Genomic DNA, 25207 nt, shown 5'->3' on the forward strand with positions numbered 1-25207 from the left:
TGTCCTTCAGCTTGCGCGACGCTGCGCCCGGCCCTTCGGCGCGGCCAGCGCGACCAGTTCGTTCCAGCGGCGCACCAGATAATTGTGCTCGTCCATGGTGGTGTTCCAGATCGCGACATGGCGCGCGCGCGCGCGCCGCGCCCCGCCCGAGCGCACCTCGCCCGCCCGCACCGCGGGCCGGCCCGAGGCGTCGCACAGATCGGTGGCGGCGGGCAGCCCCTCGTACCAGTAATCCCAGTCCGCCTGCGGCAGGCAGGCCTTCACCCGCTCGGGCACCGACATGTAATAGCCCTGCCGCGCGACGACGGCACCGGCAAAGCCGTCGAGATACCAGTTCAGCCAGGCATAGGCGCGGTCGAGCCGCTCGCCCGTCAGATGGCGCGACAGGCACATGCCGCCGTGCCAGCCGCGATAGCCCTCGACCGGCCGGGCCTGACGCACCCTGATGCCGGCGCGCTTCATCTGCACGATCGTCGGCGACCAGATCGAGGCAAGCTTCAGCTCGCCGTCAAGGAAGCGCTCGACCGGTTCGTTCGCGCGCAGCCAGAACGGCCGGAGATGACCCGACTGCACCAGCGCGCGGCCGTGCTCGATCAGCAGGTCGATCTCGGCGACCGACATGTTGCCCATGTCGCGAAAGCTCATCCGCCCCGCCGCCTGCAGCGCCATCGCCAGATCGAAGGCACCGATCGCCGGCTCGTCGACCAGTGCCACCCGCCCCGCCCAGCGGGGATTGACGAGTTCGGCCCAGCTCGTCACCTCGCGGTCGACGTCGATGCCGGTCGTCTCGACCGCGAAACTGTCGAAGTTGTAGAAGGTCGGCAACATCGAGATCCGCCCGGTGGGGCTGTCCGAGAGCGTCGCGTCATGCTGCACGAAGAGCCGCGAGGATGGCACGTCGCCGCGCCCGTTCTGCCCCGGTGTGCCCGGCATCCGGCTGATGTCGTCGATCTCGTCCCAGCGGTCGATCCGGCGGGTGTCGATCGCCTGGATCGCGCGCCAGTACCAGACGATGTCGAGGTTGTGGAAACACTGGTCGTAGATGTCATAGCCCGCCGGATCGACCGCGGCCGTCCGCTGCGCGCTGATGAAATCCATCTCGATGAATTCGAGCGGAAAACCCAGATCGGCCTCGGCCCGCGCCTGCAGGAAGCGCCAGGGCTGGATCTCGGTCGTGAGGATGCGCAGGGGGGCGCTCATCATGCCGCCGTTCTGACTGCGGCAAGCCCGGTGAAGGCCGCAAACGAGCGCCGGATCAGGTCGGGCGAGAGATCCTCGAGGATGAAGACGATGCGCGAGTGCCGCGGCCCCTCGGGCCAATGCGCCATGTGGGTCGGGGCATGCACCAGATGCTGGACACCGTGAATCGCCACCGGCCGATCCTCGCCTTCGAGCGCCAAAATGCCTTTCACCCGGAAAATCCTGTCACCATGCCTGTGAAGCAGCAATGTAAGCCAGGTTCCGAACATAGTCCAATCGATCGCGCCCTCGATCACCAGCGAGAAGCTGGTCACGCCGAGCGTGCCGTCGGCATCGGCGTGATGGGCGTGAGCATGCGAATGATCGTGGTCATGGTGGTGATGCGTCGGGTCGGAACAGCCCGCCCCACAGGCCGCAAGCGGCGCGAACTCGGCCACGCCGGGACCGAAGCCGGTGAGGATGTCGGCGACGCTGTCCTCGGAGGTCAGCACCCGCGCCACCGGGTTCAGCCGGGCCAGCCGCGTGCGCAGCGCCGCCACCGTCTCGGGCTCGGCCAGATCGGTCTTGGTCAGCACGATGCGGTCGGCCGCGGCGATCTGGCGCACCGCCTCGGCGCGATGCGCGACCTGCAGCGCGGCGTTCACCGCATCGACGGTGATCAGCACGCCGCCATTGCTGAAATGCGAGCGCAGCACCGGGTGCGCGGTCAGCGTCTGCAGCACCGGATAGGGATCGGCGAGCCCCGTGGTCTCGATCACCACGCGGTCGAAGGCGATCTCGCCACGGGCGCGCAGGCTGTGGAGATTGCCGAGTGCCTCGGCCACCTCGCCGCGCACGGTGCAGCAGATGCAGCCCGACTTCAGCAGCACCACGGTGTCGTCGATGCGGTCGAGCAGATGGTGGTCAAGGCCGACCTCGCCGAATTCGTTGATCAGCACCGCCGCCCCCTGCATCGCCGGATCGGCCAGCAGGCGCTGCAGCAAGGTGGTCTTGCCCGAACCGAGAAAACCGCTGAGCAGGATCACGGGGGTCATGCGCGCCCCCGTTCCATCCAGGCGATCAGCGCCTCGTCAAGCGGATCGAAGGCGCGCCCGGCAAGGGTCTCGGCCTCGGACCACAGATGCGCGAGCGCCTCGAACACGCTGCTCGCGCCGGTGGGCGAGGAGACAACATAGGAGCGCCCCTGCCAGACATCGAGCCGCAGCCGGCGATAGGACAGGATCGCGTTCGCCGCGCCCAGCCGGCGCGCGGTCTCGGCCCGGCGCGCGCGGCTGTCGAGATTGCGGGTATAGACGCCCGGACGCGGAACCGCGTTCGTCCAGTGGTCGTCACAGCCGAGGATGCCGCACAGCGAACACATCGTCGCGCTCCTTTCCGGAAGGGGAAAAGGGCGGCAGAGGGCAAGCCCCCCGCCGCCAGGTCGCAGAGGTCACCTGCGGGGGAACTTCGCGTCGTAATCGTCGGCCATCTCGTTCATGGTGACGAACTTCACGCCTTCATGGGATTTCATGTGCTCGAACAGCCGCTCGAGCATCATCAGCACCTGCGGCCGGCCCGAGACGTCGGGGTGGATGGTGATCGGGAAGACCGCGTAATCCATGTTCGCATAGACCCAGTCGAACTGGTCGCGCCACATTTCCTCGATGTCGCGCGGGTTCACGAAGCCATGCGAGTTCGGCGACTTCTTGATGAACATCATCGGCGGCAGGTCGTCGAGGTACCAGTTCGCCGGGATCTCGATCAGATCGGTCTCCTCGCCGCGCACCAGCGGCTGCATCCAGTCCTCGGGCTGGGCGGCATAGTCGATCTTGGTCCAGCGGTCGCCCACACGCACGCGGTAGGGCTCGAAGTCCTTGTGCATCAGCGAGTGATCGTACTTGATCCCCTTCTTCAGCAGCAGCTCGTTGGTGACATTCGAGAATTCCCACCACGGCGCGACATAGCCGGTGGGCCGCTTGCCCGAGAGCTCGGTGATCAGGCCGATGCACTTGTCGAGCACCGCCTCTTCCTGCTCGGGGGTCATCGCGATCGGGTTCTCGTGGCTGTAGCCATGCACGCCGATCTCGTGGCCGCGGCGCGCCACTTCCTTCATCTGCTCGGGGAAGGTCTCGACCGAGTGGCCGGGGATGAACCAGGTGGTCTTGATCCCGAACTTGTCGAACATGTCGAGCAGGCGGATCGAGCCGACCTCGCCCGCGAACAGCCCGCGCGAGATGTCGTCGGGGCTGTCTTCGCCGCCGTAGGAGCCGAGCCAGCCGGCCACGGCGTCCACATCGATCCCGAAACCGACGAGAATTTCTTTTGCCATTGGGAAGTCTCTCCTTGGATGATTAGGCATGAACGAGGGTGACCGAGGCCGGATCGACCCCGAGCGTGACCGGCATCCCGGGCGCAAGCGCGCGCACCTCGGGCCGGTGGGAACTGGTCTCGACGGCAACATCGCTGCCGTCGGCAAGGCGCACGGTCAGGTGGCCGACCGCGCCGACAAGATGGCGCCCGACGACGGTGCCGGGCAGGTGCAGCTCGCCGGGCGTGCCCTGCGGCACCAGGCGGAAGGCCTCGGCCGGGATCACCGCAAGCCGCTCGTCGCCGCGGCCCACGCCCTCGATCACGCCCACCGGGGTGTCGAGCCGGCCGAACCCCGCCGCGGCCGCGCCGAGCGGCGCGCCCTCGATCAGCGTGTTCGAGCCGATGAAGCCCGCCACGAAGGGGGTCGCGGGGCGGCGGTAGAGCTCGCGCGGCGGCGAGATCTGCTCGACCACGCCGTTCGACATCACCACCACCCGGTCCGACAGGCCAAGCGCCTCGGACTGGGCATGGGTGACGAAGATGAAGGTGATGCCCAGCTCGCGCTGCAAGAGCTTCAGCTCGTTCTGGATGATCCGGCGCAGGTTCGCGTCAAGCGCACCGAGCGGTTCGTCGAGCAGCAGGATCTCGGGCTCGACCACCAGCCCGCGGGCCAGTGCGATGCGCTGGCGCTGGCCGCCCGACAGCCGGTCGGCCTTGCGGTCGGCGAAGGCGGTCAGGTCGAACATGTCGAGGATGCGCTCGACCTTGCGGTCGCGCTCGGCTCGCGGCGTGCCCTTGACGTCAAGGCCGAAGGCGACGTTCTCGCGCACCGTCATGTGCGGGAACAGCGCGTAATTCTGGAAGATCATCGAGGTCGGACGCTTTTCCGGCGGCACATGAGTCACGTTGTGCGACATCATCAGGATCTCGCCGTTGGTGATCTCCTCGAAGCCGGCGATCATCCGCAGCGTCGTCGACTTGCCGCAGCCCGAGGGGCCGAGGAAGGCGACGAACTCGCCCTTCTCCACCCGAAGATCGAAGTCGGAGACGGCGACGGTGCCGTCGGGATAGGTCTTGCCGACCGAAATCAGCTCGAGATCGTAGAGCATGGCGTGCGGGCCTCGCGTCAGGGGGAAGAGGGGGACGGACGGGAAAGACCCGCCCGCCCCGTGGGCATCAGGCGTTCAGGAACTCGTCCCAGCGCTGGATCAGGTGGTCGTATTCATCCGGCCACTGGTGCCAGTAGGCGACGTTCGCGGCGCGTTCGGCGAGCGAGCCGCCGTCGCGCAGGTCGCCCTCGTTGATGCCGCGCTCGGAGGCGCCGACCCAGGGTTTGCCCTCGTACCAGAAGGCATATTTGGCCGGGTCCATGACCTTCTCGATGGTCTTCGAGGGCGAGTAGTAGCCCTGTTCGGTCACCACGATGCCCGGCTCGCCCGAGAGCCAGAAATCGGCATAGGCGATGACCGCGTCGCGGTTCGGCGTGCCCTTCAGCATCGACGGCCCGATCGCCCAGCCGCGATAGCCTTCCTTCGGCGTCGCGTATTTCGCCGGCTTGCCCTGCGCCTTCACCGCCAGCACCGCCGGCTGCCAGGCGTCGCAGACCACCATCTCGCCCGAGGCGAGCAGGTTGACGAGTTCGCCGAAATCGCCCCAGAGCGCGCGGAACTGGCCCTCCTTCTTCTTCGAGATCAGGAACTTCGCCGCCTCGTCGATCTCGTCGGCGGTCGGGTTGCCGGGGTTCTTCGCCTCGAGGAGGCCCAGCGAGTTCATCGCCAGGATCGCCTGGCCGATGGCGATCAGCGGGTCGACGTTGAGACCCGACTTGCCCTTCCACTTGCTGTCGAAGATCGCGGTCCAGCTGTTCGCCTCCTCGGCGCTCAGCACCTCGGGGTTGTAGCCGATCGAGTCGTAGTTGTAGACGGCCGGCACCATGTAAAGCTGGCTTTGCGCCTCGTCGGCCCAGATCTGCCCCGAGATCTGCGCCTTGGCGTCCCATTTCGGGTCGGTCTTGGTGAAGGTGTCGCGGATGTCGGCCCAGTTCGGCAGGTCGGCCACCGGGATCGGCTCGACATTGTCGGTGGCGATGAGCGCGGGCAGTCGCTCGGCGATGATTTCCCAGCAGTCATAGTCGGACGAGCCCGAGAGGATCTTCGTCTGCGCGTCCGGATAGGTCGAGGGCGTGCCCGAGACGGCACGCACGCCGGCCTGCTTCTTGAACATCTCGAGCAGGCGGTCCTGCACCGTGGTCGACAGGCCGGTGGTGCGCAGCTCCTGATCCGCGAGGTTGGCGGCATAGGCCATGCGCGACCAGGGGTGCAGCCCCGAGCCCAGCAGCGCGGCGCCACCGGCGGCGCCGTATTTCAGAAAGGAACGTCGGTCGGTCTTGAAGGTCATCTGGTTTTCCCTGTTGGTGAGAGATGAACGTTGCAAGGTCTTGGCGAAGGAACGGGGGCGTTCGCCGCCCCTCGTGTTGCGGGCGCTCAGTAGCGGCCCGGCGTCAGCCCGCCATCCACCGTCACCACCTGCCCGGTCAGGTAGGAGGCGTCGGAAGAGGCAAGGAAACGGATCACCCGGGCGATCTCCTCGGGCTCGCCAAGGCGGCCCATCGGGATGTAGGGCGAGGCGATCTCGGCCGCGTCGGGGCCGAGGCTGTGGCCCGGGTTCAGCAGCTGCGCGGTGCGGATGTAGCCCGGCGCGACGCCGTTCACCCGGATGCCGCGGCGCGCGTATTCGACGGCAAGGCCGCGCACCAGCCCGATCACCCCCGATTTCGCGGTCGAGTAATGGACATGCTCGTCCCAGCCATAGGCGGTGCCCATGATCGAGGAGAGGCAGATGATCGCCGCGCCGGGCATCATCGCCGGCAGTGCCGGGCGGATCACCCGCAGCATGCCATAAAGGTCGACGTCGAGCGTCTGGTGCCATTTCTCGTCGGTCATCTCGGCCATCGGCACGCGCAGCGCGATGCCGGCATTGGCGACGATCACGTCGATGCCGCCGAAGCGCGCGTTCAGATCGCCGACCAGCGCATCGGCCGCCTCGGTCGAGCGCACATCGAGGGCGTGAAACTCGGCGCTGCCGCCGGCGGCCACGATCTCGCCGGCCACCGCCTGGCCCTCGGCCGCCAGCACATCGGTGACGATGACGTGGTCGCCCGCCGCGGCAAAGGTCATCGCCGCGGCACGGCCGATCCCGATGCCCGCCCCGGTGACGAGCACAATTCGCTTATCCATCTGGTTCATGTCCCTATCTGAAAGTCAGAGCATCACGTCGCCGGAGTTCGGGCCGAGCGTCTGGCCGACGAACAGCGCCGCATCGGGCGAGCACAGGAAGGAGACGACGCCGCCCACCTCGGCGGTCTCGCCGAAGCGACCGAGCGGCAGCTCGGCGCGCTTGGCGGTCTTCCAGTCTTCCGACAGCGCCTCGACGAGCGGGGTGTTGATCGGCCCTGGTGCCACCGCATTCACCCGCACGCCCCGGGCCGAGACCTCGCGCGCCAGCGACTTGGTCATGCCGATGATTGCGGCCTTGGCGCCGGCGTAATGGACAAGCTCGACCCCGCCGATCTGGCCAAGCTGCGAGGCGACGTTGACGATGATCCCGGCGCCGCGATCGAGCATCGCCGGCAGGCAGGCACGGGTGCACAGGTAGGTGCCGCGCACATGCACCGCGAACATCCGGTCGAACTGTGCCGGCGTGATCTCGAGGAACGGCGCCTGATGGCCGAAGCCCGCGTTGTTCACCAGGATCTCCGGCGCGCCGAGATCGGCGGTGACGGCCGCGACCATCGCGCCGACCGCGGCCTCGTCCGAGACATCGGCGGCATAGGCGCGGGCGCTGCCGCCGGCCGCGGTGATCTGTGCCACGGTGGCCTCGGCGGCGGCAAGCGAGAGGTCGTTGACCGCGACCGCATGGCCGTCGGCGGCAAGACGCAGGGCGATGGCGGCACCGATGCCGGAGCCCGCGCCGGTGACAAGGGCGATCATCAGCTTTCCTCCTGTCCGTGGAAGCGCGCGGCCCGCGCGGTGAAACGCTTCATCAGCAGGCCGTAGACGACGAGCAGGGTGAAGCTGAACAGCGTGGTCAGCACGCCGAAGGCGAAGATGTTGGGGTGGATCTCGACCGAGAAGGTGCCGTAGATCGCCAGCGGCAGCGTCAGCGCGCGGCCGGCGGTGAACAGCGTGCGGGCGAACTCGTCATAGCTGAGGGTGAAGGAGAACAGCATCGCCGACAGCACGCCCGGGAAGATGATCGGGAAGGTCACCCGCCGGAAGGTCTGCGCCGGGCTGGCGCCGAGCGAGAGCGAGGCCTCCTCGACCGAGCGGTCGAAGCGGTTGAAGATCGCCAGCATCACCAGGAAGGCGAAGGGATAGGTATAGACCACGTGCAGCACGAAGGAGGTGCTCCACCAGGCGCGCGAGAGGCCCAGCGTGTTCGACAGCAGCGCCATGCCCAGCCCGACCAGCACGCCCGGCACCATCATGCCGAGGATGATCAGGTAGAAGGCCGGCCCCGAGCCCTTGAAGCGGGTGCGGAAGGCCTCGGCGCTCATCACCCCGAGCACGGTCGAGACGACAGTGGTCATGAAGGCGAGCGCGATCGAGCGCAGCAGGCTGTCGCCCACCGGCAGCTGCGAGACGCGGGAGGTGCCGGCGAACCCGAGCAGATGCTTGTACCAGTAGACCGACCATTCCTGGATCGGGAACTGCGGCCCGCCCTCGGGCCCCTGGAAGGACAGGATCGCAAGCACGATCATCGGCCCGTAGAGGAACAGCAGGAACAGCGCGGTATAGGTGGCGAGAACGGGGCGGAGAGCACGGGATTGCATGGCTCACATCTCCTTGCGCAGATCGACGAGGCGCAGCGCGAGCGCGATGACGGCGGTGATGATGACGGTGAGCACCACGCCGGCCACCGCCGCGAAGGCCCATTTGAGTGAACCGACCTGGCTCACGATGATGTTGCCGAGCAGGTTCACCTTGCGCCCCGACAGCGAGGCGGCGGTGGCGAATTCGCCGAGCACCATGACCGAGACGAAGATCGCCCCGACCATCACCCCGGGCAGCGACAGCGGCAGGATGATGCGGCGGAAGATGGTGCCGAAGGAGGCGCCCAGATCGCGCGCCGCCTCGATCACCGAGGGCTCGATCCGGCCCAGCATGAAGGTGATCGGCCCGACCATGAACACGCAGTAGATCTGCGTCATCCCGACCAGCACCGAGAATTCGGAAAACAGCAGGAACTCGAGCGGATGCGAGATGATCCCGAGCTTCATCAGGATCATGTTGATCGCGCCCTCGGTGCCCAGCATCGGCCGCCAGGCGATGACGCGGATCAGGAACGAGGTCCAGAACGGGATCACGCAGGCGACCAGCAGCGCCGTCTGCACCGTCTTGTTGCGCACGAAAAGCCCGATGAACAGCGCCACCGGATAGCCGATCGCCACCGTCGCGACGAGGACGATCGCCCAGATCCGCAGCGTCGTGCCGATCGCCGCAAGATAGGTCGACGAGCCGAGGAAGCGCTGCCAGCTTGCAGTGGTCAGCGAGGGTTCCACCGAGAAGGTGGTCTGCGTCCAGAACGAGACATAGACCACCATGCACATCGGCAGCACCATGAAGAGTGCCATCCAGATCAGCCCCGGCGAGAGCAGGGCGAGGGCGCGGTTGCGGTCCTTGCGCGCGCGCAGCGCGGCGGGCGAGGCGGCGGCGGCGGGGCGGGACGGGGTCTCCGTCGACAGGGCGGTCATCAGGCGGCTCCGTGGAACTGGCGCGCGGCATCGGGCGCGAAGTGAAGGTCATAGCGCGCGCCCTCGGTCAGTTCGGGCAGGCGCGGGGTGCTGAGATGGTCGACCACCTGAAGCAGCGTGCCGTCCTCGGCACGGAAGAAGGACAGCGCCGTCGGGCCGTTGAACTCGCCGGTCAGATACTGCGCGGCAAGATGCGGGCGCCCGTCGGGCACGGCACCGGGGGGGCTGACGTCGATCTGGTCGAAGCGCACGGCGATCTCGCCCTGCGCCGCGCCGCCCGCGCACAGTCCGGCGGGAAAGATGTTCCAGGCGTTCAGATGGCGCGCCGCGGCGGCATTGCGCGGGGCGGTGAACAGCATCTCGGGCGCGTCCGACTGCACGATCCGCCCGCCCGCCAGCACCGCGACCTCGTCGCCCATCGTCAGCGCCTCGGTCTCGGAGCCGGTGACATGCAGGAAGCTGACCTTCAGCCGCTCGCGGATCGCGCGCAGCTCGTCGCACATCCGCGCGCGCAGGTTCGCATCGAGCGCGCCGAGCGGTTCATCCAGCAGCACGATGCGCGGTTCGCACACCAGGGTGCGGGCCAGCGCGACACGCTGGCGCTGACCGCCCGAGATCGCGCCGACGCCGCGATGGCCAAAGCCCGCAAGCCCCACGAGCTCGAGCGCCGCCTCGGCCCGGGCGCGGATCTCGGCGTCATCGGTGATCGGGGCCCGAGCGCGATGACGCAGGCCGAATTCGACGTTCTGCGCCACGGTCAGATGCGGAAACAGCGCGAAGTTCTGGAACACGAAGCCGATGTCGCGCAGGTGCGGCGGCTGGCCGTCGATGCGCTCGCCATGAATCGCGATCTCGCCCTGATCGGGCTCCTCGAAGCCCGCGATCAGGCGCAAAAGCGTCGTCTTGCCCGCCCCCGACGCACCGAGCAGCGCCATGTAGGTGTTGTCCGGAACGACGAGGTCCACGCCATCGAGGGCGGTGTTCGCGCCATATCGGCGCGTTACTCGGCTGAGCGTCAGCACATCGGTCTCCCCGTTTATCGATTTTTCGCATGCAAACATCGATTCGTGAGTCCGATCAAACAGAAAATGATTTCGGCATTCAAAAAGTCATTTTTCCGGACAAAAGCCAATGTATGTTGCAAGTGCAGCGCCAGAAGACGCGCCAGCAGCGCCGAATTTTCGCACAAATCTTGTGCAAACCCGGAAAACAGCGGCGCGCGACAAACGAATTTTGCATGCAAACAAAAAGCGTTTCCCTCTGGGCCGCGGGCTTCGTATGGTTCTGACGGAACGACACGACACGAGGCCCGGATGCCGGTTTCAGCACTCCCCGCGCGCGAGGCGGATGACTCGGACAGGCCGTCGACCCTGTTCGAGCTGGCCGCGGACCTGATCCGCCACAACATCGAGACCGGGCGGCTGTCCCCCGGCCTCGTGCTGCAGGAAAGCGCGCTCTCCGAACGGATGGAGATGTCGCGCGCGACGGTGAAACGCGCGCTCGAGATGATCGAGGCCGAGGGCCGGATCCGCCGCTTTTCCGGCCGCGGCTTCCTCGTCTGCGGCGGCAGCGGCGATCCGCGCCGCGACGACCTGCGCCAGATCGAGCTCGACCTGACCGGCCTCGACGACAGCGTGGGCAAGCCGAACTGGCTGCGCATCTATGACGACGTCGCCCATCACGTGACCCGCTGCCCGGCCTTCGGCCGCTACCGGATCATCGAGGCGCTGGTGGCCGAGGAATATGGCGTCTCGCGCACCATCATCCGCGACGTGCTGGGCCGGCTGCAGGAGCGCGGCCTGATCCAGAAAAGCCGCACCTCGCGGTGGGTGGTCGAGCCGCTGACCTCGCAGCGGATCAAGGACAAGTACGAGCTGCGGGTGATCCTCGAGACCGCGGCGCTGCGCTCGGCCAAGTTCCCGGTGGCCGAGCTGCGCGGGCTGGCGGACGAGATCGCGGCGCTGTCGCCGCGCACGCGGCTGACCCCGGGGCAATGGTTCTCGCTCGACCGGCGCTTCTTCGAGATGATGATCCTGACCACCCCGAACGAGGATCTGGCGGGCTATGCCTCGAGCAACCGGCTTGCGCTCGAGGCCTGCCAGTCGGCGCTGTTCTCGCTCGGCCTGCCGCCCGACACGCAATCGCTGCTCGAACTCGGGCAGGTGGTCGAGCTGGCGCTGTCGGGCTCGATCTCGGCCGCGGCCAGCATGCTCGCGACGCATCTGCACAAGGCGCGCGAGCGGACGATCGCGCAGCTCAAGATCACCTCGATCATCGAGCCGGCGTCCGATTTCCCGGACTATCTGCAGCCCGCCTGAGCGGGCGATTGCGCGAAACGAAAAAGCGCGGCCAGCCGGCCGCGCTTTCGTCCTGGTGTCGGCGCGCCGCCCTCGAAGGGGGAGGACGGGGCGGCGCGCCGGGGCGGGGCCTCAATCGGCCTCGTCCATCTCCTCGCCGGTCTCGCCATGGCGGGCGGCCTGCATCCGGCTGCGCATCACCTTGCCCACCACCATCGGCAGGATGAAGCCGACGATCGCGATGCCCCACAGGATCCAGTCGAGCGGGCTCGACAGCAGAACGCCCCAGTCGCCGTTCGAGATCGTCACCGCACGACGCAGGTTGTTCTCCATCTGGTTGCCGAGCAGCGTGCCGAGGATCACCGGCACCAGCGGCACGTCGAGCTTGCGCAGCGCCCAGCCCATCACCCCGAAGCCGACCATCAGGTAAAGGTCGAAGGGCGAGCCCGAGATGCCGTAGATGCCGACGAAGCTGACCATCGCGACGGCCGGCATCAGGATCCGCGGCGGGATCAGCAGCAGGCGCGAGAACAGGCCGACCATCGGGATGTTGAGCGCGAGCAGCATCACGTTCGCGATGAAGAGCGCCGCGATCAGGCCCCAGACGACATCCGGGTTCTTGGTGAACAGCAGCGGGCCGGGGGTGATGTTCAGGCTCAGCAGCACCGCCAGCAGCACCGCCGTGGTGCCCGAGCCCGGCACGCCGAGCGCCAGCATCGGAACGAGCGCACCGCCGGCCGCGGCGTTGTTGCCCGCCTCGGGGGCCGCCACGCCGCGCGGGTCGCCCTTGCCGAAGGTGCCCTCGCGGTCGACGAACTTCTTCTCCATCGAATAGCTGAGGAAGGCGCCGAGCGAGGCCCCTGCCCCGGGCAGCACGCCCGCGATGAAGCCCAGAACCGAGCTGCGCAGCATCGTCGGCGCGGTCTTCACCAGCGTCTTCGCCGAGGGGGTCAGACGGCCGATCACCATCGACTTGTGCGCCGCGTCGCTGTCGCCGTGGCGGTGCTCGAGGAAGACGAAGACCTCGGAGAGCGCGAAGAGGCCGACGATCGCGACGAGGAAGTCGATGCCGTCATAAAGGTGCACCTCGCCGAAGGTGAAGCGCGGCACGCCGGTCTGGGTGTCGACGCCGACCATGGCAAGGCCAAGGCCAAGCGCGGCGGCAAAGGCGGATTTCGCCTGGTTCGAGGCGCTGACGCCGCCAAGCGTGGCGAAGGCGAGCGCGAAGAGGGCGAAATACTCGTCCGGCCCGAACAGGAGCGCGATCTTCACCAGCTGCGGGGCAAGCAGGATCAGCCCCCAGGTGGCCAGGAACGAGCCGACGAAGGAGGCGATGCCCGACAGCGACAGCGCCTCGCCGGCGCGACCGGCCTTGGCCATCGGATAGCCGTCGAGACAGGTCATCACCGCCGGTTCGTCGCCCGGGATGTTGAGCAGGATCGAGCTGATGCGCCCGCCATACATCGCCCCGTAATAGACCGAGGTGAGCAGGATCAGCGCGGGCGTCGCGCCAAGGCCAAGGGTGAAGGCGAGCGGAATGAGGATCGCGACGCCGTTCGAGGGCCCAAGCCCCGGCAGCGCGCCCATGATCGTGCCAAGCGCCGCGCCGAGAAGGGCAAGCGCCAGGTTCTGCCAGGTGATCGCGATCGCGAAACCGTCGGCAAGGTGGGAAAGCGTGTCCATGATCGCTCCTCAGAAGCCAAGCGGGCCGCGCGCGAGCGACAGCCCGAGCGCGAGGTGGAAGATGGCGTAGATGCCGATCGCGATGCCGATACCGACGATGCCGCTCTCGAGCGGGCGCGAGCCGAGCCGCCAGGCGAGATAGGCCGAGGCGAGCGCCGTCGCGATGACGAAGCCCAGAACCGGCAGCAGCGTGGCGTAGAGGATCAGCACGACGCTCGCGGCGGCAAGCTCGGCCAGCCGCTTCACACCCGGCCAGGCCGGGTCGGCGTCGGGTTTCAGCGCGATCGCGGCCGAGGCAAGGCCCAGCACCGCGGCGATGATGAGGGGGAAGGCCTTGGGCCCGACCGCATCCGAGAGGAAGCTTTCCTCGATCGAAAGGGCCGAAAGCGCGAAGCCGATGGCGAGCAGGACGCCGAAGATACCGAAGATGCGGTCGCTCATGGAAGTCTCCCGAGGCTGGCGGACCCGTCGGGAGAAACGGGCGGCACGATGTGCCGCCCGCCCCCTGCAACGGATCGGATACGGGTTACCGGATTACTTGATGATGCCGATCTGGCGCGAGAGATCGGCGATCTGGGTCACCGAGTCGGCGACGAACTTGTCGAAGTCGGCGCCCTTGAGATCGAGCGGCGCGAGGCCGTTCGTCTCCATCACCTTCTTCCACTCGTCCGACGCATAAAGCGTGGCGATCTTGTCGACCCAGGCGGCATAGGCCTCGTCCGACATGCCCTTCGGCGCATAGAAGCCGCGCCAGTTCGCACCGAGCGCGTCGATGCCCTGCTCCTTGGCGGTCGGGAACTGCGCGAATTCGCCCGGCAGACGTTCCGGCGCCAGCACGGCGAGCACCCGGATGTCGCCCGAATCGACGAAACCCTTGGCCTCGGACAGATCGCCGGTGAAGGCCTGAACCGAGCCCGCCAGAAGCTGCGTCACCGCCTCGCCGCCGCCGTCGAAGGCGACATACTTGACGCGCCGCACATCCTCGACGCCATCGGCGCGGGCCGCGATCAGCACCTTCAGGTGGTCCCAGCCCCCCACCGCCGAGCCGCCCGCGAAGGCGACCGAGGTCGGATCGGCCTTCACCTTGTCAAGGAGTTCCGGCAGGGTCTGGATCGGGCTGTCCTTCGCCACGGCGATCACGCCGTAATCGGCGCCGACCGAGGCGACCCAGCGGACCTGATCCATGGTGTTGCCCGGATAGGCATTCTGCGCGAGCCGCGTCGAGGTCGAGGACGAGGCCGCGACGATCAGGTTGTTGTCCTCGCCGCGCTTGTTGACGACTTCGGCAAAGGCCACGCCACCGCCGCCGCCGGCGAGGTTCGTCACCTGCATCGTCTTGTCGATCAGCCCCTCGTCCTGCATCACCTTGCCGACCTGGCGGCAGGTGAAGTCCCAGCCGCCGCCGGGGTTCGCGGGCGCGATGCATTCGGGGTTCGACGGCATCCATCCGTCGGCGACGGCGGTCAGCGCGCTTGCGCCGAGAAACAGGGCGGCAAGCGAAAGCCGGGTTGCCTTGATCATGGGATCTCCTCCAGTCGTGTTGAATTCCTCGAACCGGCGCACCGCTCTTTGCGGCCTCCTCGCGCTCGGCTATGACAAAGGACTAGGGGCGAAACCTGTCACGAACCTGTCAGGGACCGTGAGACCTCGGGGAGGGGATGATGCGCGTGCTGGTGGTCGAGGATGCACCCGACATGGCGGAGGCGGTGGCCACCCGCCTGCGTCAGGCCGGCATGGTGTGCGACATCGCCGAGACCGCGGACGCCGCCGAGGACTTCCTTGCGGTGCAGCGCTATGACGCGATCGCGCTCGACATCAACCTGCCCGACCGCTCGGGGACCGAGCTGCTGGCCGATCTGCGCCGGCGCGGCGAGCGGGTGCCGGTCCTGATGCTGACCGCCGCCTTCTCGGTCGAGACCCGGGTCAGCGCGCTCGACCTTGGTGCCGACGACTATCTGGTGAAGCCCTTCGACCACCGCGAACTGGTGGCACGGCTGCGCGCGCTGCACCGGCGCGATGCCGAGGTGAAAAGCGACGAGATCGCCTTCGGCCCGCTGGTCTTCAACCCCGCCGCGCGCGAGGCGCGGCTCGAGGGCCGCACGCTCGACCTGACCCGGCGCGAGCTCGCCCTGCTTGGCCTGCTGATCCGCCACACCGGGCATGTGATGAGCAAGGAGAGGCTCTACGAGGGGCTTTATTCCTTTGCCGAGACCGATGTCGGGCTGAACGCGGTCGAGCTCTACATCGCGCGGCTGCGCAAGAAGCTCGCCGGCTCGGGCGTCGGCATCGAGACGCAGCGCGGCCTCGGCTACCGGCTGGTGCAGGATGGCTGAGGCGGCCCATCCCGTCGCCGCGACCCGCTCGCTGAAATCGCGCATGGTGCGGGCGGTGCTGTCGCTGCTGGTGGTGGGCGGCATCGTGATGGCGCTGGCGGCCTTTGCCTATGGCCGGGTCGCGGCGCGTGCCTCCTATGACCGGCTGCTGCTTGGCGCCGCGAACGAGATTGCCGGCGCGATCACCATCAGCGACGGGATGCCGCTGGTCGATCTGCCGACGGCGGCGTTCCAGCTGCTGGCCCTCGCCCCCGACGACCGCATCACCTATTCGGTGCGCAGCCCGGACGGGCAGGTGCTGACCGGGCAGGACACCCCCCTGCCCGAGGCCATCCGGCAGACCGGCGGCGGTTTCTTCGATGCCGAGTTCACCGGCCTTGCCGCGGCCGAGCGGGCGCGCTTCGTCACCGTGCCGCGCCGTTTCGCCGAGCGCGACTTCTCCGGCACGATCCTCGTCACCGTCGGCCAGACCCTGCGCGCGCGCAACGCGATGGCGCTTGGCCTGACCCGTGACGCGCTGATCGTGCTCGGCTTTGCCGGGGTGCTGCTGATCGTTCTGGGCGCGCTGGTGGTCGAGAGCGCGATGCGCTCGCTGGTCGGGCTTGCCCGCGATCTGGCCGCCCGCGACCCCTATGACCTGACGCCGATCGCCACGCCGGTGCCGGCCGAGGTCGCGGGGATGATCGGCGCACTCAACGACTTCATGCGCCGGCTCGAGCGGCAGATCGCCTCGATGCGCAACCTGATCTCGGACAGCGCGCATCAGCTGCGCACACCGGTCGCGGCGCTGCGGGTGCAGGCCGAGCTTGCCGCCGAGGAGACCGACCCCGAGATCGCCCGCGCGACGATGGTGCGGATCGTGCGGCGCTCACGCTCGCTCGGCGATCTGCTCGACCAGATGCTGTCGCGCGCGCTGGTGATCCACCGCACCGCCGAAGCCCGGCGGGTGGCGGTCGATCTGCGCGACGTGGCGCTGGCGGTGATCGAGACGCAGGACCACGCGCTGATCGCGCCGGGGCGGGACGTGGCGCTCGAGATCGGCGAGACGCCGGTGATGGTGCTGGCCGATGACCTGTCGCTGACCGAGGCGGCGAAGAACCTGCTGGCGAATGCCCTGCGCCACGGCTCGGGTGCGGTGCGGATGGGGGCGGAGATCGAGGGCGGCGCGGCGGTGCTGTGGGTGCGCGACGCCGGCCCCGGCCCCGATGCCGCGACGCTGGCCCGGATCGGCGCCCGGTTCGAGCGCAACGCCGCCTCGCGCGGGCGTTCGGCCGGGCTGGGTCTCTCGATCGCGCGGGCGGTGGCCGAGGCCTTCGGCGGCCGGCTGGCGCTCGAGCCCGGCCCCGCGGGCTTCCGCGCCGCCCTGATCCTGCCGCTGCCCGAGGAGACGCCATGATCCGTGCCCTGCTTTCCGCGCTCCTCCTCGCCCTGCCCGCCCTGCCCGCGGCGGCACAGGACCTGCCACCGGGGCTTGAGGAGGTCGCGCAGTTCGGCCCCGGCCCCGGACAGCCGGCCGAGGCGGTGCAGCCGCTGCGTCTGCGCTCGACCACCGATATCGACGTGTTGCGCCCGGCGATGGCGGCCTTCGTCGCCCGCCACCCCGAGGTCGCCGTGACCTACGAGCAATGGGCCTCGAACGGGCTTTACGAGGTGACGCGGCGCGACTGTGCGGCGGGCCAAGCGGGGGCGGACGCGGCCTTTTCCTCGGCCGTCGACCAGCTCGTCGAACTGGTCGACCTCGGCTGCGCCGAGCCCTACCGTTCGACGCTGACCGCGGCGCTGCCCGACAGCCGGCGCTGGCGCGACGAGATCTGGGGCCTGACCCGCGAGCCCGCCGTCATCATCTACAACGCCCGCCTCGTGCCGCCCGAGGACGTGCCGCGCGACCGCTTCGACCTGCTCGACCTGATGCGCCGCCCCGACCGCCGCTATGACGGGCGGATCGCGACCTATGACATCTCGCGCTCGGGGCTGGGCTATCTCTTCGCCTTCGCCGACAGTCTCGAGGCCTCGACCTTCGGCGCGCTGCTCGAGGGCTTCGGCCGCTCGCAGGCGGTGGCCACCTGTTGCTCGGCCGAGATCATCGACGCGGTGGCGCGGGGCGACTACCTGATGGCCTATAACGTGCTCGGCTCCTATGTCGAGGAGCGCCACCAGCCCGAGGTGGCGACGGTCTGGCCCTCGGATTACACGCTGTTCCTGTCGCGCGCCTACATGATCCCGCGCGGCGCACACGGGGCCGCACCGGCGCAGGAGCTGCTCGATTTCCTGCTCTCGACCGAAGGCCAGCAGGTGCTGACCCGGATCGGCCTTGTCGCGCGCGAGGATGCGGCCGAGGCCGGGCGCCACGATTCCGCAGAACGCCCGATCCGCACCGGTCCTGTGCTGCTGGTGGCGCGCGACGCGCAGAAGGCCTCGGCGCTGCTGCGGCGCTGGCGCGAGACCTTCGTCGAGCGCGGCGCGACGCCCTGAGGGGCCGGACGGGGGCCGCTGCGGCCCCCGCCCCCAGCTCAGATCAGGTGGCGCGGGATGGTCTCGGACCAGTCTCGGCGCGCCACCTCACTGTCGCCCTCGCGCGCGACCAGATGGCCGCTGAGGTGGAAATGCGTCGCATCCGAGGTCATCTCGGTCACCGTCTCGACCCGGGTGCGCCAGCCCTCGCGCCCCATCTCGTAGCTTTGCGTCAGCACGTAGCGCGCCGAGAGCGGGTCCTCGGGCCGGATCGTCAGCTCGCGCCGCAGGTTGTGTTCCAGCTCGGTGCCGATCTCGTCGAAGCGCACGACGCCCTCGCCGAAGAGGCCGCCGCGCCCTTCCGTGACATAGGTCGCGACGCCGGTCAGATGGTCGAAACTCGACTGCCGCAGCATCAGCCCCGGGTCGGTCTGGGTCATCGGCGTGCGCGGCCCATGGGCGGGCGGCGCGAAACGCACCTCGGCCTGCGGCGCGGCCGGGTCGCGCACCGGCAGGGCGAGCGTCGAGCCCGCCGGAAGGACCGTGACGGTGGCGGCGCTCGGCGCGGGCCAGATCGCCGGCCAATAGGCGGTGCCGACCGAGACCCGGATCCGGTGGCCGGGCAGGAAGCGATGGCCACAGGCCGAAAGCGTCACCCGGACCCGATAGGGTTTGCCGGGCACAAGCGGCTCGGGCGTCTCGTGGCTGTCGCGATGCGTCAGGTTCAGCACCTGATACGAGACCCGCAGCACCTCGCCCGAGGGCAGCACATCGCACAGCCGTACCGCCAGCTGCGCCACCGGCGCATCGGCGCTGAGCTCAAGCATCAGCTCGGGCGCGCCGAGGATCTCGATCGCCTCCTCGAGCACCGGCGTGGTGAAGTTCAGCGAGCCGCCATCATCGAGCCGCTGGTCGGTCGGCATCTCGCCGTCGCAGCCGGTGCCCATCCATTCGCCCGCCGCGCGGCCGTGGTCCTGCGGCGAGCAGACCGGCAGCGTCGCATCCGAGCTCTCGGGCGTGTCCGCAAGCGCGCCGTCGGCGCGCAGGTGCAACAGCCGGTCGGCGATCGCCGGGCTCGGCCAGGAGGGCTCGCCGACCCAGCGGCCGGGCTGCGCCTTGCGGGTGCCGGTGGGCGCGACCGGGTCGTTGATGAAGGCGCGCAGCTGCGGCTCGTCCATCACCCCGGTGTCGACGCCCTTCAGCCACTGGTCCCACCAGCGCACCGCCTCCTGCAGGAAGCCGATCGCCGGGCCGGGCACGCCGTCCATCGGGTAGATGTGGCCCCAGGGCCCGATGATGCCACGCGCGGGCACCTGCAGATTTGCCAGCAGCCGCGGCACGGTGTTGGTGTAGCTGTCGGCCCAACCGCCCACGACGAGCACCGGGCACTGGATCGCCGACCAGTCCTCCTGCACCGAGCCGTGCTTCCAATAGGCGTCATAGGTCTGGTGTTCGGTCCAGAGCGCCGGGAAGAACGGCAAGGTCGCGATCCGGTCGAGCCAGCGCGCGCGCCAGCCCTCGCCCGTGATCTCGGGATCGAGCGGGCGCGACTGATAGGCCAGCATGATCGAGCCCCACCACAGGTTGTCGTTCAGCAGGCAGCCGCCCATGAAATGGATGTCGTCGCGGAAGCGGTCGTCGGTGGAATAGCAGGTCAGGATCGCCTTCAGCGCCGGCGGGCGGCGCATCGCCACCTGCAGGCAGTTGAAGCCCGACCAGCTCTTGCCCATCATGCCCACGTTGCCCGAGCACCAGTCCTGAGCCGCGATCCAGGCGATCACCTCGAGCGCGTCGTCCTGCTCGAGCTTCAGGTATTCATCGGCCATATGCCCGTCGGAGTCGCCCGTGCCGCGAATGTCGACGCGCACCGCGGCATAGCCGTTTTGCGCGAAATAGCCGTGCATCGGCTCGTCCCGGCCGCGGGTGCCGTCGCGCTTGCGGTAGGGAATGTATTCGAGAACCGCCGGCACCGGCTTCGACCGCGCCCCCTCGGGCAACCAGATCCGGGCCGCGAGGCGAGTGCCATCGCGCAGCGTGATCCACGTGTTTTCAATGACTTCCAAGCTCATTTTGCCCTCCGAAGGCATGTCGGGAAACGGGGGGCGCGGCGCGCCCCCTGCAGGATCTTGAGGAAATTCGGGTCAGCGCGCGGCCATGACCTCGTCGAGCCAGTCGGTGCGCAGTTGCGGCACCGCATCGAGCAGCCGGCGCGTGTAGGGGTCCTGCGGATCGGCGAACAGCGCGGCGGTCTCGCCGGTCTCGACCACCCGGCCCTTCTGCATCACCATCACCCGATCGGCGAGGCGCTGCACCACCGAGAGGTCATGGGTGATGAAGAGATAGGTCATCCCCAGCTCGTCCTGCAGCTTGCGCAGAAGCCGCAGGATCTCCTCGGCCACCAGCGGATCGAGCGCCGAGGTCACCTCGTCGCAGATCATCAGCTCGGGCTCGGCGGCAAGCGCGCGGGCGATGCAGACCCGCTGCTTCTGTCCGCCCGAGAGCGCCGAGGGCAGGCGCGCGGCGAAGTCGGCCGGCAGGCCGATCTGCTCGAGCAGCCGCGCCACCTCATCCGCCAGCGCCTTGCCGCGCAGCCCGCGGAACAGCGCCAGCGGCCGGCCGATCGCCTCGCCCACGCTCTGGCGCGGGTTCAGCGCCACGTCGGGCAGCTGATAGACGAGCTGGATGCGCCGCAGCTGCGCGGGGCTCCGGTCGCGGAACCGCGGCGGCAGGGGCGTGCCGTCGAAGGCGACGGTGCCGGCGCGCGGCGGCAACAGCCCCGACACCAGCCGCGCCAGCGTCGACTTGCCCGAACCGGATTCACCCACCACCGCCAGCGTCTCGCCCCGCTTCAGCGTCAGCGAGACGTCATGCATCACCGGCGTCTGGCCATAGCTTGCAGTGACCTTCTCGACAGACAGCAGCGCCTTGCCGGTGCGGTGATGCGCGCCCGAGACCGCGCCAAGGCTCTCGCGCCGCTCCGACACCAGCGCGCGGGTATAGTCCTGCTGCGGCGCCTCGAGCAGCGCGGCGGTGGGACCGGTTTCCACCTCGCGGCCATGGCGCAGCACCATCAGCCGGTCGGCGATCTGCGCGATCACCGCGAGGTCATGGGTGATGTAGAGCGCCGCGGTGCCATAGCGCCGGATCACCTCGCGCAGAAGGGCCAGCACCTCGATCTGGGTCGTCACGTCAAGCGCGGTAGTGGGCTCGTCGAGCACCAGGATGTCGGGCTTGCCCGCCATCGCCATCGCGATCATCGCGCGCTGCAGCTGGCCGCCCGAGACCTGATGCGGATAGCGCGCGCCGAAATGCTCGGGGTCGGGCAGTTGCAGCGCCCGGAACAGCTCGAGCATCCAGGCGCGGGCCTCGGCCTCGGGCATCAGCCCGTGCAGCAGCGGCACCTCGAGGATCTGGGTATCGAGCCGCATCGCCGGGTTGAAGGCGGCGGCCGCGCTTTGCGCGACATAGGCGATGCGGGTGCCGCGCAGGGCCTCGCGGGTGGGGCGCGAGGCCTCGCGCATCTCGGTGCCGACAAGGCGGATCTCGCCGCCGGTGATCCGGCAGCCGCCGCGGCCATAGCCCATCGAGGCCAGACCGATCGTCGACTTGCCGGCACCGGATTCGCCGATCAGCCCCAGCACCTCGCCCGGGTTCAGATCGAGCGAGACGCCGTGCAGCAGCACCGCGCCATTCGGCGCCTCGACCCGCAGGTCGCGGATTTCAAGCACATGGCTCATCGGTTTTCCCCCTGCACGGTGGTGCGGCCGGCAAGCGCCCAGTCGACGACGAGGTTGACGCCGATGGTGACCAGCGCGATCGCCCCGGCCGGGAACAGCGGCGCGTAGAGGCCGTAAAGGATGCCCTGCTGGTTGTCGCGCACCATGCCGCCCCAGTCGGCGAAGGGCGGCTGCACGCCAAGGCCCAGATAGGACAGGCCCGCCACGAACAGAAAGGTGAAGCAGAAGCGCATGCCGAATTCGGCCATCAGCGGCGGCAGCGCATTGGGCAGGATCTCGCGGCGCAGCATCCACCACAGCCCCTCGCCGCGCAGGCGGGCGACCTCGGCATATTCCATCACCACGATGCCCTGGGCCACCACGCGCGACAGCCGGAACACCCGCGTGCTGTCCAAAAGCGCGATGGTGCCGATCAGCACCGGCAGGCTGGAGCCCAGCGCCTGCAGCACCACGAGCGCCGAGATCAGCACCGGGATCGACATGATGACGTCGATCAGCCGCGCCCCCACCAGATCGGGCCAGCCGCCGTTCAGCGCGGCCAGAAAGCCGAGCGGCACACCGATGCAGAACGAGATCACCACCGCCGCGAGCGACACGCCGACCGACATCCGCGCGCCATAGAGCAGCCGCGAGAGCATGTCGCGCCCGTTCTGGTCGAGGCCGAGCAGATGGCCCGCCGAGGGGTCGGCGAAGGGCGTGCCCAGCACCTCCTCCTGCCCGAAGGGGGCGAGCATCGGCCCGAACAGGAACAACGCCGCGGTGGCGGTGACGATCAGCAGCCCGAGCAGGGCAGAAAGCGGCAGCCGCCCGAAAACCGGAAGGGTCATCTCAGACCTCCTTCGCGCGCGGATGGCGCAGGCGCGGGTTCAGTGCGATCGCGGCGACATCGGCAACCAGGTTCAGCACGACATAGACTGCGGCAAAGACCATCGCCGCCGCCTGCACCATCGGCAGGTCGCGTTTCGACACCGCATCGACCATGAACCGGCCCAGCCCGTTGTAGTTGAAGATCGACTCGACCAGCACGACGCCGGCGATCAGATAGGTCAGGTTGAAGGCGACGACGTTGACGATCGGCGCCAGCGCATTCGGCGCGGCATGGCGCAGCACGACGCGGCCGTTCCTCATGCCCTTGAGATAGGCGGTCTCGATATAGGGCTGGTCCATCACCGCAAGCACGGTGGTGCGCGTCATCCGCATGATCTGCGCCACGGTGACCAGAACCAGCACCAGCATCGGCAGGGTGGTGGCCTCGAGCCAGGCGGCAAGCCCCATCCCCGACCAGGTGTCGGCAAGGCTCGGCAGCAGCCCGTATTGCACGGACACGAAGAGGATCAGCAGCAGGCCGAGGAAATATTCCGGCAGCGACACGGTGGCCAGCGCCACCACAGTCGCCACCCGGTCGAAGAGCGAGCCGCGGAACGCCGCCGAGGCGATGCCCAGCCCGACGGCCAGCGGCACCGCGATCACCGCGGCATAGCCCGCAAGCGCCATCGTGTTCCAGAACCGCGGCCAGAGCAGCTCGCCCACCGGCTGCCGGTTCGCCAGCGACACGCCCAGATCGCCCTGCACGATGCCCGCGGCCCAGCCGAGATAGCGCGCCACCGGCCCGGCGTTCAGGCCCAGCTGCTCGCGCAGCGCGGCCAGCGACTCGGGCGTCGCATTCTGTCCCAGGATCGCCGCGGCGACATCGCCGGGCAGGAGCTCCGTGCCGGCGAAGACCAGCACGGACACCAGGGCGAGGGTCACGACCCCCAGCCCCAGACGTTGCACGATCAGCTTGCCCATCAGCTGTCCAGCCAGACCTTTTCGGCGAGCCGGGCGCCCATCAGGTTGAACATCGGGTGCGGGGTCACGCCCTTCACCTTCTTCGACACGCCGTCGAGATAGTCGCCGAACATCGGGATCATCGCGCCGCCCTCGTCATGGATCATGCGCTGCAGCTCCCAATAGATCTCGCGCCGCTTCTGGTCGTCGAGCAGCGCGCGGGCCTCGCCCAGCAGCCGGTCGAAATCGGCATTGGCCCAATGCGTGTCGTTCTGCGCCGAGGCCGAGGAATAGGCGATGGTCAGCATCTGGTCCGCCGTCGGCCGCCCGCCCCAATAGGACATGCAGAACGGCGCCTTCATCCAGACATTGTCCCAATAGCCATCGGCCGGCTCGCGCTGGATCGACACCTCGATGCCCGCGGGCGCCGCCGCCGTGCGATAGATCGCCGCCGCGTCGACCGCCCCCGGGAAGGCCGCATCCGAGCTTTGCAGCGTCAGCTTCAGCCCGTCCATGCCCGCCTGTTTCAGGAAGAACTTCGCCTTCTCCGGGTCATAGGCGCGCTGCGCCAGCTCGGTGTTGAAGAAGCGGTCGGTGACCGGGATCGGGTGGTCATTGCCAAGCGTGCCATAGCCCAAAAGCGCGGTCTGCAGCAGCTGCTCGCGGTTGACGGCGTATTTCACCGCCTGGCGCACGTTCACATCGGTGAAGGGCGCCTGCGTGCAATCCATCAGGAAGGTGTAGTGCTGCCCGCCCTTCGAGCGCACGATCTGCAGGTTCTTGTTGCGGGCGAGCAGGTCGACGGTCTTGAAGTCGAGGCTGTTGATCGCCTGCACCTGCCCCGACATCAGCGCATTGGTCCGCGCCGCGATGTCGTTGATGACGATCACCTCGACCGCATCGACATTGGCACAGCCCGGCTTCCAGTAGTTCGGGTTGCGGGTGAAGCGGGCGCGCACGCCGGGCTCGATGCTTTCCGGGATGAAGGGGCCGGTGCCGATCGGGTTCGCCCAGTCGTCAAAGCCCGCGGGCACCACCAGGAAGTGATAATCAGACAGCACATAGGGCAGGTCGGCATTGCCGGAGGCGAGGGTGATCTTCACCTCGTGCTCCGAGAGCTTCTGCACATCGGCAAAGGCCGCCGCGACCGAGCGCGCCGCCGAGGAGCTGTCGCCGCGGTGCAGGTTCAGCGAATAGACCACGTCATCGGCGGTGAGCGTCTTGCCGTTGTGGAAGGTCACGCCCTGGCGCACCTTGAACACCCATTCCAGCGCGCCCGCACCCGCTTCCCAGCTTTCGAACAGCTCGGGCCGGGCGATGTTGTCGGCGTCGATCTCGACGAGGCCGTTCATCACCATGTAGGCCTGGTTCACCGGCACCCAGTCGTTCAGCTTGCGCAGGTCGAAATCGTCGGTGGTCGAGCCGCCGCCGATGCCCATGCGCAGCAGTCCGCCGCGCTTCGGCGCGTCTTCGGCGCGCAGCTGCCCGGGCAGCAGCGACAGCGCCGAAAGCCCCGCGGCGCCGGCCAGCAGGCCGCGGCGCCCGATCTGAAATCCCGTTCCTCGTGTCGTCATCTTGCCCCGCACGCTTTCGCGGCGTCTCCCTGGTGCTGCCCCTGACCGGGGTCGCTTCGTTGTTCACTCGAACCTAGGGAAACCGCCCCGGCGGGCAAATGAATTTCCGTCATACCCCCGTGAC

Annotated in this window: 23 protein-coding genes; 4 read left to right on the top strand and 19 right to left on the bottom strand. The window is 68.6% G+C overall.

Annotated elements, in window-relative coordinates; translation table 11 throughout:
* Positions 1-6: 6 nt before the first annotated feature.
* The 11 genes from AC0QTQ_RS17410 to AC0QTQ_RS17460 all read right to left on the bottom strand — a co-directional run bounded on the left by AC0QTQ_RS17410 (position 7) and on the right by AC0QTQ_RS17460 (position 10206).
* Positions 7-1203: an ABC transporter substrate-binding protein gene (locus tag AC0QTQ_RS17410; RefSeq protein ID WP_245965322.1), complete on the bottom strand. Its 1197-nt coding sequence runs from the start codon at positions 1201-1203 to the stop codon at positions 7-9.
* On the bottom strand, positions 1200-2234 hold the full coding sequence (locus AC0QTQ_RS17415; RefSeq protein WP_480257615.1) for a CobW family GTP-binding protein: 1035 nt from the start codon (positions 2232-2234) through the stop codon (positions 1200-1202). Before AC0QTQ_RS17415 ends, AC0QTQ_RS17410 begins: the two co-directional genes overlap by 4 nt.
* Positions 2231-2560, bottom strand: coding sequence for a hypothetical protein (locus tag AC0QTQ_RS17420; protein WP_480257616.1), 330 nt, complete (start codon positions 2558-2560; stop codon positions 2231-2233). The genes AC0QTQ_RS17415 and AC0QTQ_RS17420 overlap by 4 nt, the downstream gene beginning before the upstream one ends.
* Positions 2561-2629: 69 nt before the next feature.
* Positions 2630-3508, bottom strand: a complete 879-nt coding sequence (locus AC0QTQ_RS17425) for a polysaccharide deacetylase family protein (RefSeq protein WP_480257617.1) — start codon at positions 3506-3508, stop codon at positions 2630-2632.
* 22 nt (positions 3509-3530) lie between these two features.
* The gene (locus tag AC0QTQ_RS17430; RefSeq protein ID WP_121534805.1) at positions 3531-4598 is read right to left on the bottom strand and encodes an ABC transporter ATP-binding protein; all 1068 of its coding nucleotides are present in this window, start codon (positions 4596-4598) and stop codon (positions 3531-3533) included.
* 67 nt (positions 4599-4665) lie between these two features.
* Positions 4666-5886: an ABC transporter substrate-binding protein gene (locus tag AC0QTQ_RS17435; RefSeq protein ID WP_480257618.1), complete on the bottom strand. Its 1221-nt coding sequence runs from the start codon at positions 5884-5886 to the stop codon at positions 4666-4668.
* Between the two features lie 86 nt (positions 5887-5972).
* Complete coding sequence (locus AC0QTQ_RS17440; RefSeq protein ID WP_480257619.1) at positions 5973-6734, bottom strand: SDR family NAD(P)-dependent oxidoreductase; 762 nt, start codon at positions 6732-6734, stop codon at positions 5973-5975.
* 15 nt (positions 6735-6749) lie between these two features.
* Positions 6750-7478: an SDR family NAD(P)-dependent oxidoreductase gene (locus AC0QTQ_RS17445; RefSeq protein ID WP_480257620.1), complete on the bottom strand. Its 729-nt coding sequence runs from the start codon at positions 7476-7478 to the stop codon at positions 6750-6752.
* Positions 7478-8320 (bottom strand): ABC transporter permease, encoded by an 843-nt coding sequence (locus AC0QTQ_RS17450; protein WP_480257621.1) that lies wholly within the window; start codon positions 8318-8320, stop codon positions 7478-7480. Before AC0QTQ_RS17450 ends, AC0QTQ_RS17445 begins: the two co-directional genes overlap by 1 nt.
* Before the next feature lie 3 nt (positions 8321-8323).
* Positions 8324-9241, bottom strand: a complete 918-nt coding sequence (locus AC0QTQ_RS17455) for an ABC transporter permease (RefSeq protein ID WP_121534800.1) — start codon at positions 9239-9241, stop codon at positions 8324-8326.
* Positions 9241-10206: an ABC transporter ATP-binding protein gene (locus AC0QTQ_RS17460; protein WP_480257622.1), complete on the bottom strand. Its 966-nt coding sequence runs from the start codon at positions 10204-10206 to the stop codon at positions 9241-9243. Before AC0QTQ_RS17460 ends, AC0QTQ_RS17455 begins: the two co-directional genes overlap by 1 nt.
* Positions 10207-10554: 348 nt before the next feature.
* Between AC0QTQ_RS17460 and AC0QTQ_RS17465 the strand changes: the two genes are divergently transcribed.
* Positions 10555-11559, top strand: a complete 1005-nt coding sequence (locus AC0QTQ_RS17465) for a GntR family transcriptional regulator (RefSeq protein WP_121534798.1) — start codon at positions 10555-10557, stop codon at positions 11557-11559.
* Positions 11560-11670: 111 nt separating this feature from the next.
* Here the strand turns inward: AC0QTQ_RS17465 and AC0QTQ_RS17470 are convergent, their stop codons facing one another.
* The 3 genes from AC0QTQ_RS17470 to AC0QTQ_RS17480 all read right to left on the bottom strand — a co-directional run bounded on the left by AC0QTQ_RS17470 (position 11671) and on the right by AC0QTQ_RS17480 (position 14742).
* Complete coding sequence (locus tag AC0QTQ_RS17470) at positions 11671-13221, bottom strand: tripartite tricarboxylate transporter permease (protein ID WP_480257623.1); 1551 nt, start codon at positions 13219-13221, stop codon at positions 11671-11673.
* 9 nt (positions 13222-13230) lie between these two features.
* Positions 13231-13662 (bottom strand): tripartite tricarboxylate transporter TctB family protein, encoded by a 432-nt coding sequence (locus AC0QTQ_RS17475; protein ID WP_480257624.1) that lies wholly within the window; start codon positions 13660-13662, stop codon positions 13231-13233.
* Positions 13663-13755: 93 nt separating this feature from the next.
* Positions 13756-14742 (bottom strand): Bug family tripartite tricarboxylate transporter substrate binding protein, encoded by a 987-nt coding sequence (locus tag AC0QTQ_RS17480; RefSeq protein WP_480257625.1) that lies wholly within the window; start codon positions 14740-14742, stop codon positions 13756-13758.
* 140 nt (positions 14743-14882) lie between these two features.
* On the opposite strand from AC0QTQ_RS17480, the gene AC0QTQ_RS17485 reads away from it, so the two are divergent.
* Genes AC0QTQ_RS17485 through AC0QTQ_RS17495 form a run of 3 tightly spaced genes read left to right on the top strand, consistent with a single transcriptional unit; the run spans position 14883 to position 18026 of the window.
* On the top strand, positions 14883-15554 hold the full coding sequence (locus AC0QTQ_RS17485) for a response regulator transcription factor (RefSeq protein WP_480257626.1): 672 nt from the start codon (positions 14883-14885) through the stop codon (positions 15552-15554).
* Complete coding sequence (locus AC0QTQ_RS17490) at positions 15547-16950, top strand: sensor histidine kinase (RefSeq protein ID WP_480257627.1); 1404 nt, start codon at positions 15547-15549, stop codon at positions 16948-16950. Before AC0QTQ_RS17485 ends, AC0QTQ_RS17490 begins: the two co-directional genes overlap by 8 nt.
* On the top strand, positions 16947-18026 hold the full coding sequence (locus AC0QTQ_RS17495; protein WP_480257628.1) for an ABC transporter substrate-binding protein: 1080 nt from the start codon (positions 16947-16949) through the stop codon (positions 18024-18026). The genes AC0QTQ_RS17490 and AC0QTQ_RS17495 overlap by 4 nt, the downstream gene beginning before the upstream one ends.
* A 38-nt stretch (positions 18027-18064) precedes the next feature.
* Here the strand turns inward: AC0QTQ_RS17495 and AC0QTQ_RS17500 are convergent, their stop codons facing one another.
* The 5 genes from AC0QTQ_RS17500 to AC0QTQ_RS17520 form a co-directional block, all read right to left on the bottom strand.
* Entirely contained in the window at positions 18065-20074 is a 2010-nt protein-coding gene (locus AC0QTQ_RS17500; RefSeq protein WP_480257629.1) for a CocE/NonD family hydrolase, read from the bottom strand.
* Positions 20075-20146: 72 nt separating this feature from the next.
* Positions 20147-21742, bottom strand: a complete 1596-nt coding sequence (locus AC0QTQ_RS17505) for an ABC transporter ATP-binding protein (RefSeq protein ID WP_480257630.1) — start codon at positions 21740-21742, stop codon at positions 20147-20149.
* On the bottom strand, positions 21739-22569 hold the full coding sequence (locus AC0QTQ_RS17510; protein WP_480257631.1) for an ABC transporter permease: 831 nt from the start codon (positions 22567-22569) through the stop codon (positions 21739-21741). The genes AC0QTQ_RS17505 and AC0QTQ_RS17510 overlap by 4 nt, the downstream gene beginning before the upstream one ends.
* A 1-nt stretch (position 22570) precedes the next feature.
* On the bottom strand, positions 22571-23530 hold the full coding sequence (locus AC0QTQ_RS17515; protein ID WP_121534794.1) for an ABC transporter permease: 960 nt from the start codon (positions 23528-23530) through the stop codon (positions 22571-22573).
* Complete coding sequence (locus tag AC0QTQ_RS17520) at positions 23530-25083, bottom strand: ABC transporter substrate-binding protein (protein ID WP_480257632.1); 1554 nt, start codon at positions 25081-25083, stop codon at positions 23530-23532. Before AC0QTQ_RS17520 ends, AC0QTQ_RS17515 begins: the two co-directional genes overlap by 1 nt.
* Between the last annotated feature and the right edge of the window lie 124 nt (positions 25084-25207).

The organism is Paenirhodobacter sp. YD-8, assembly GCF_056590935.1.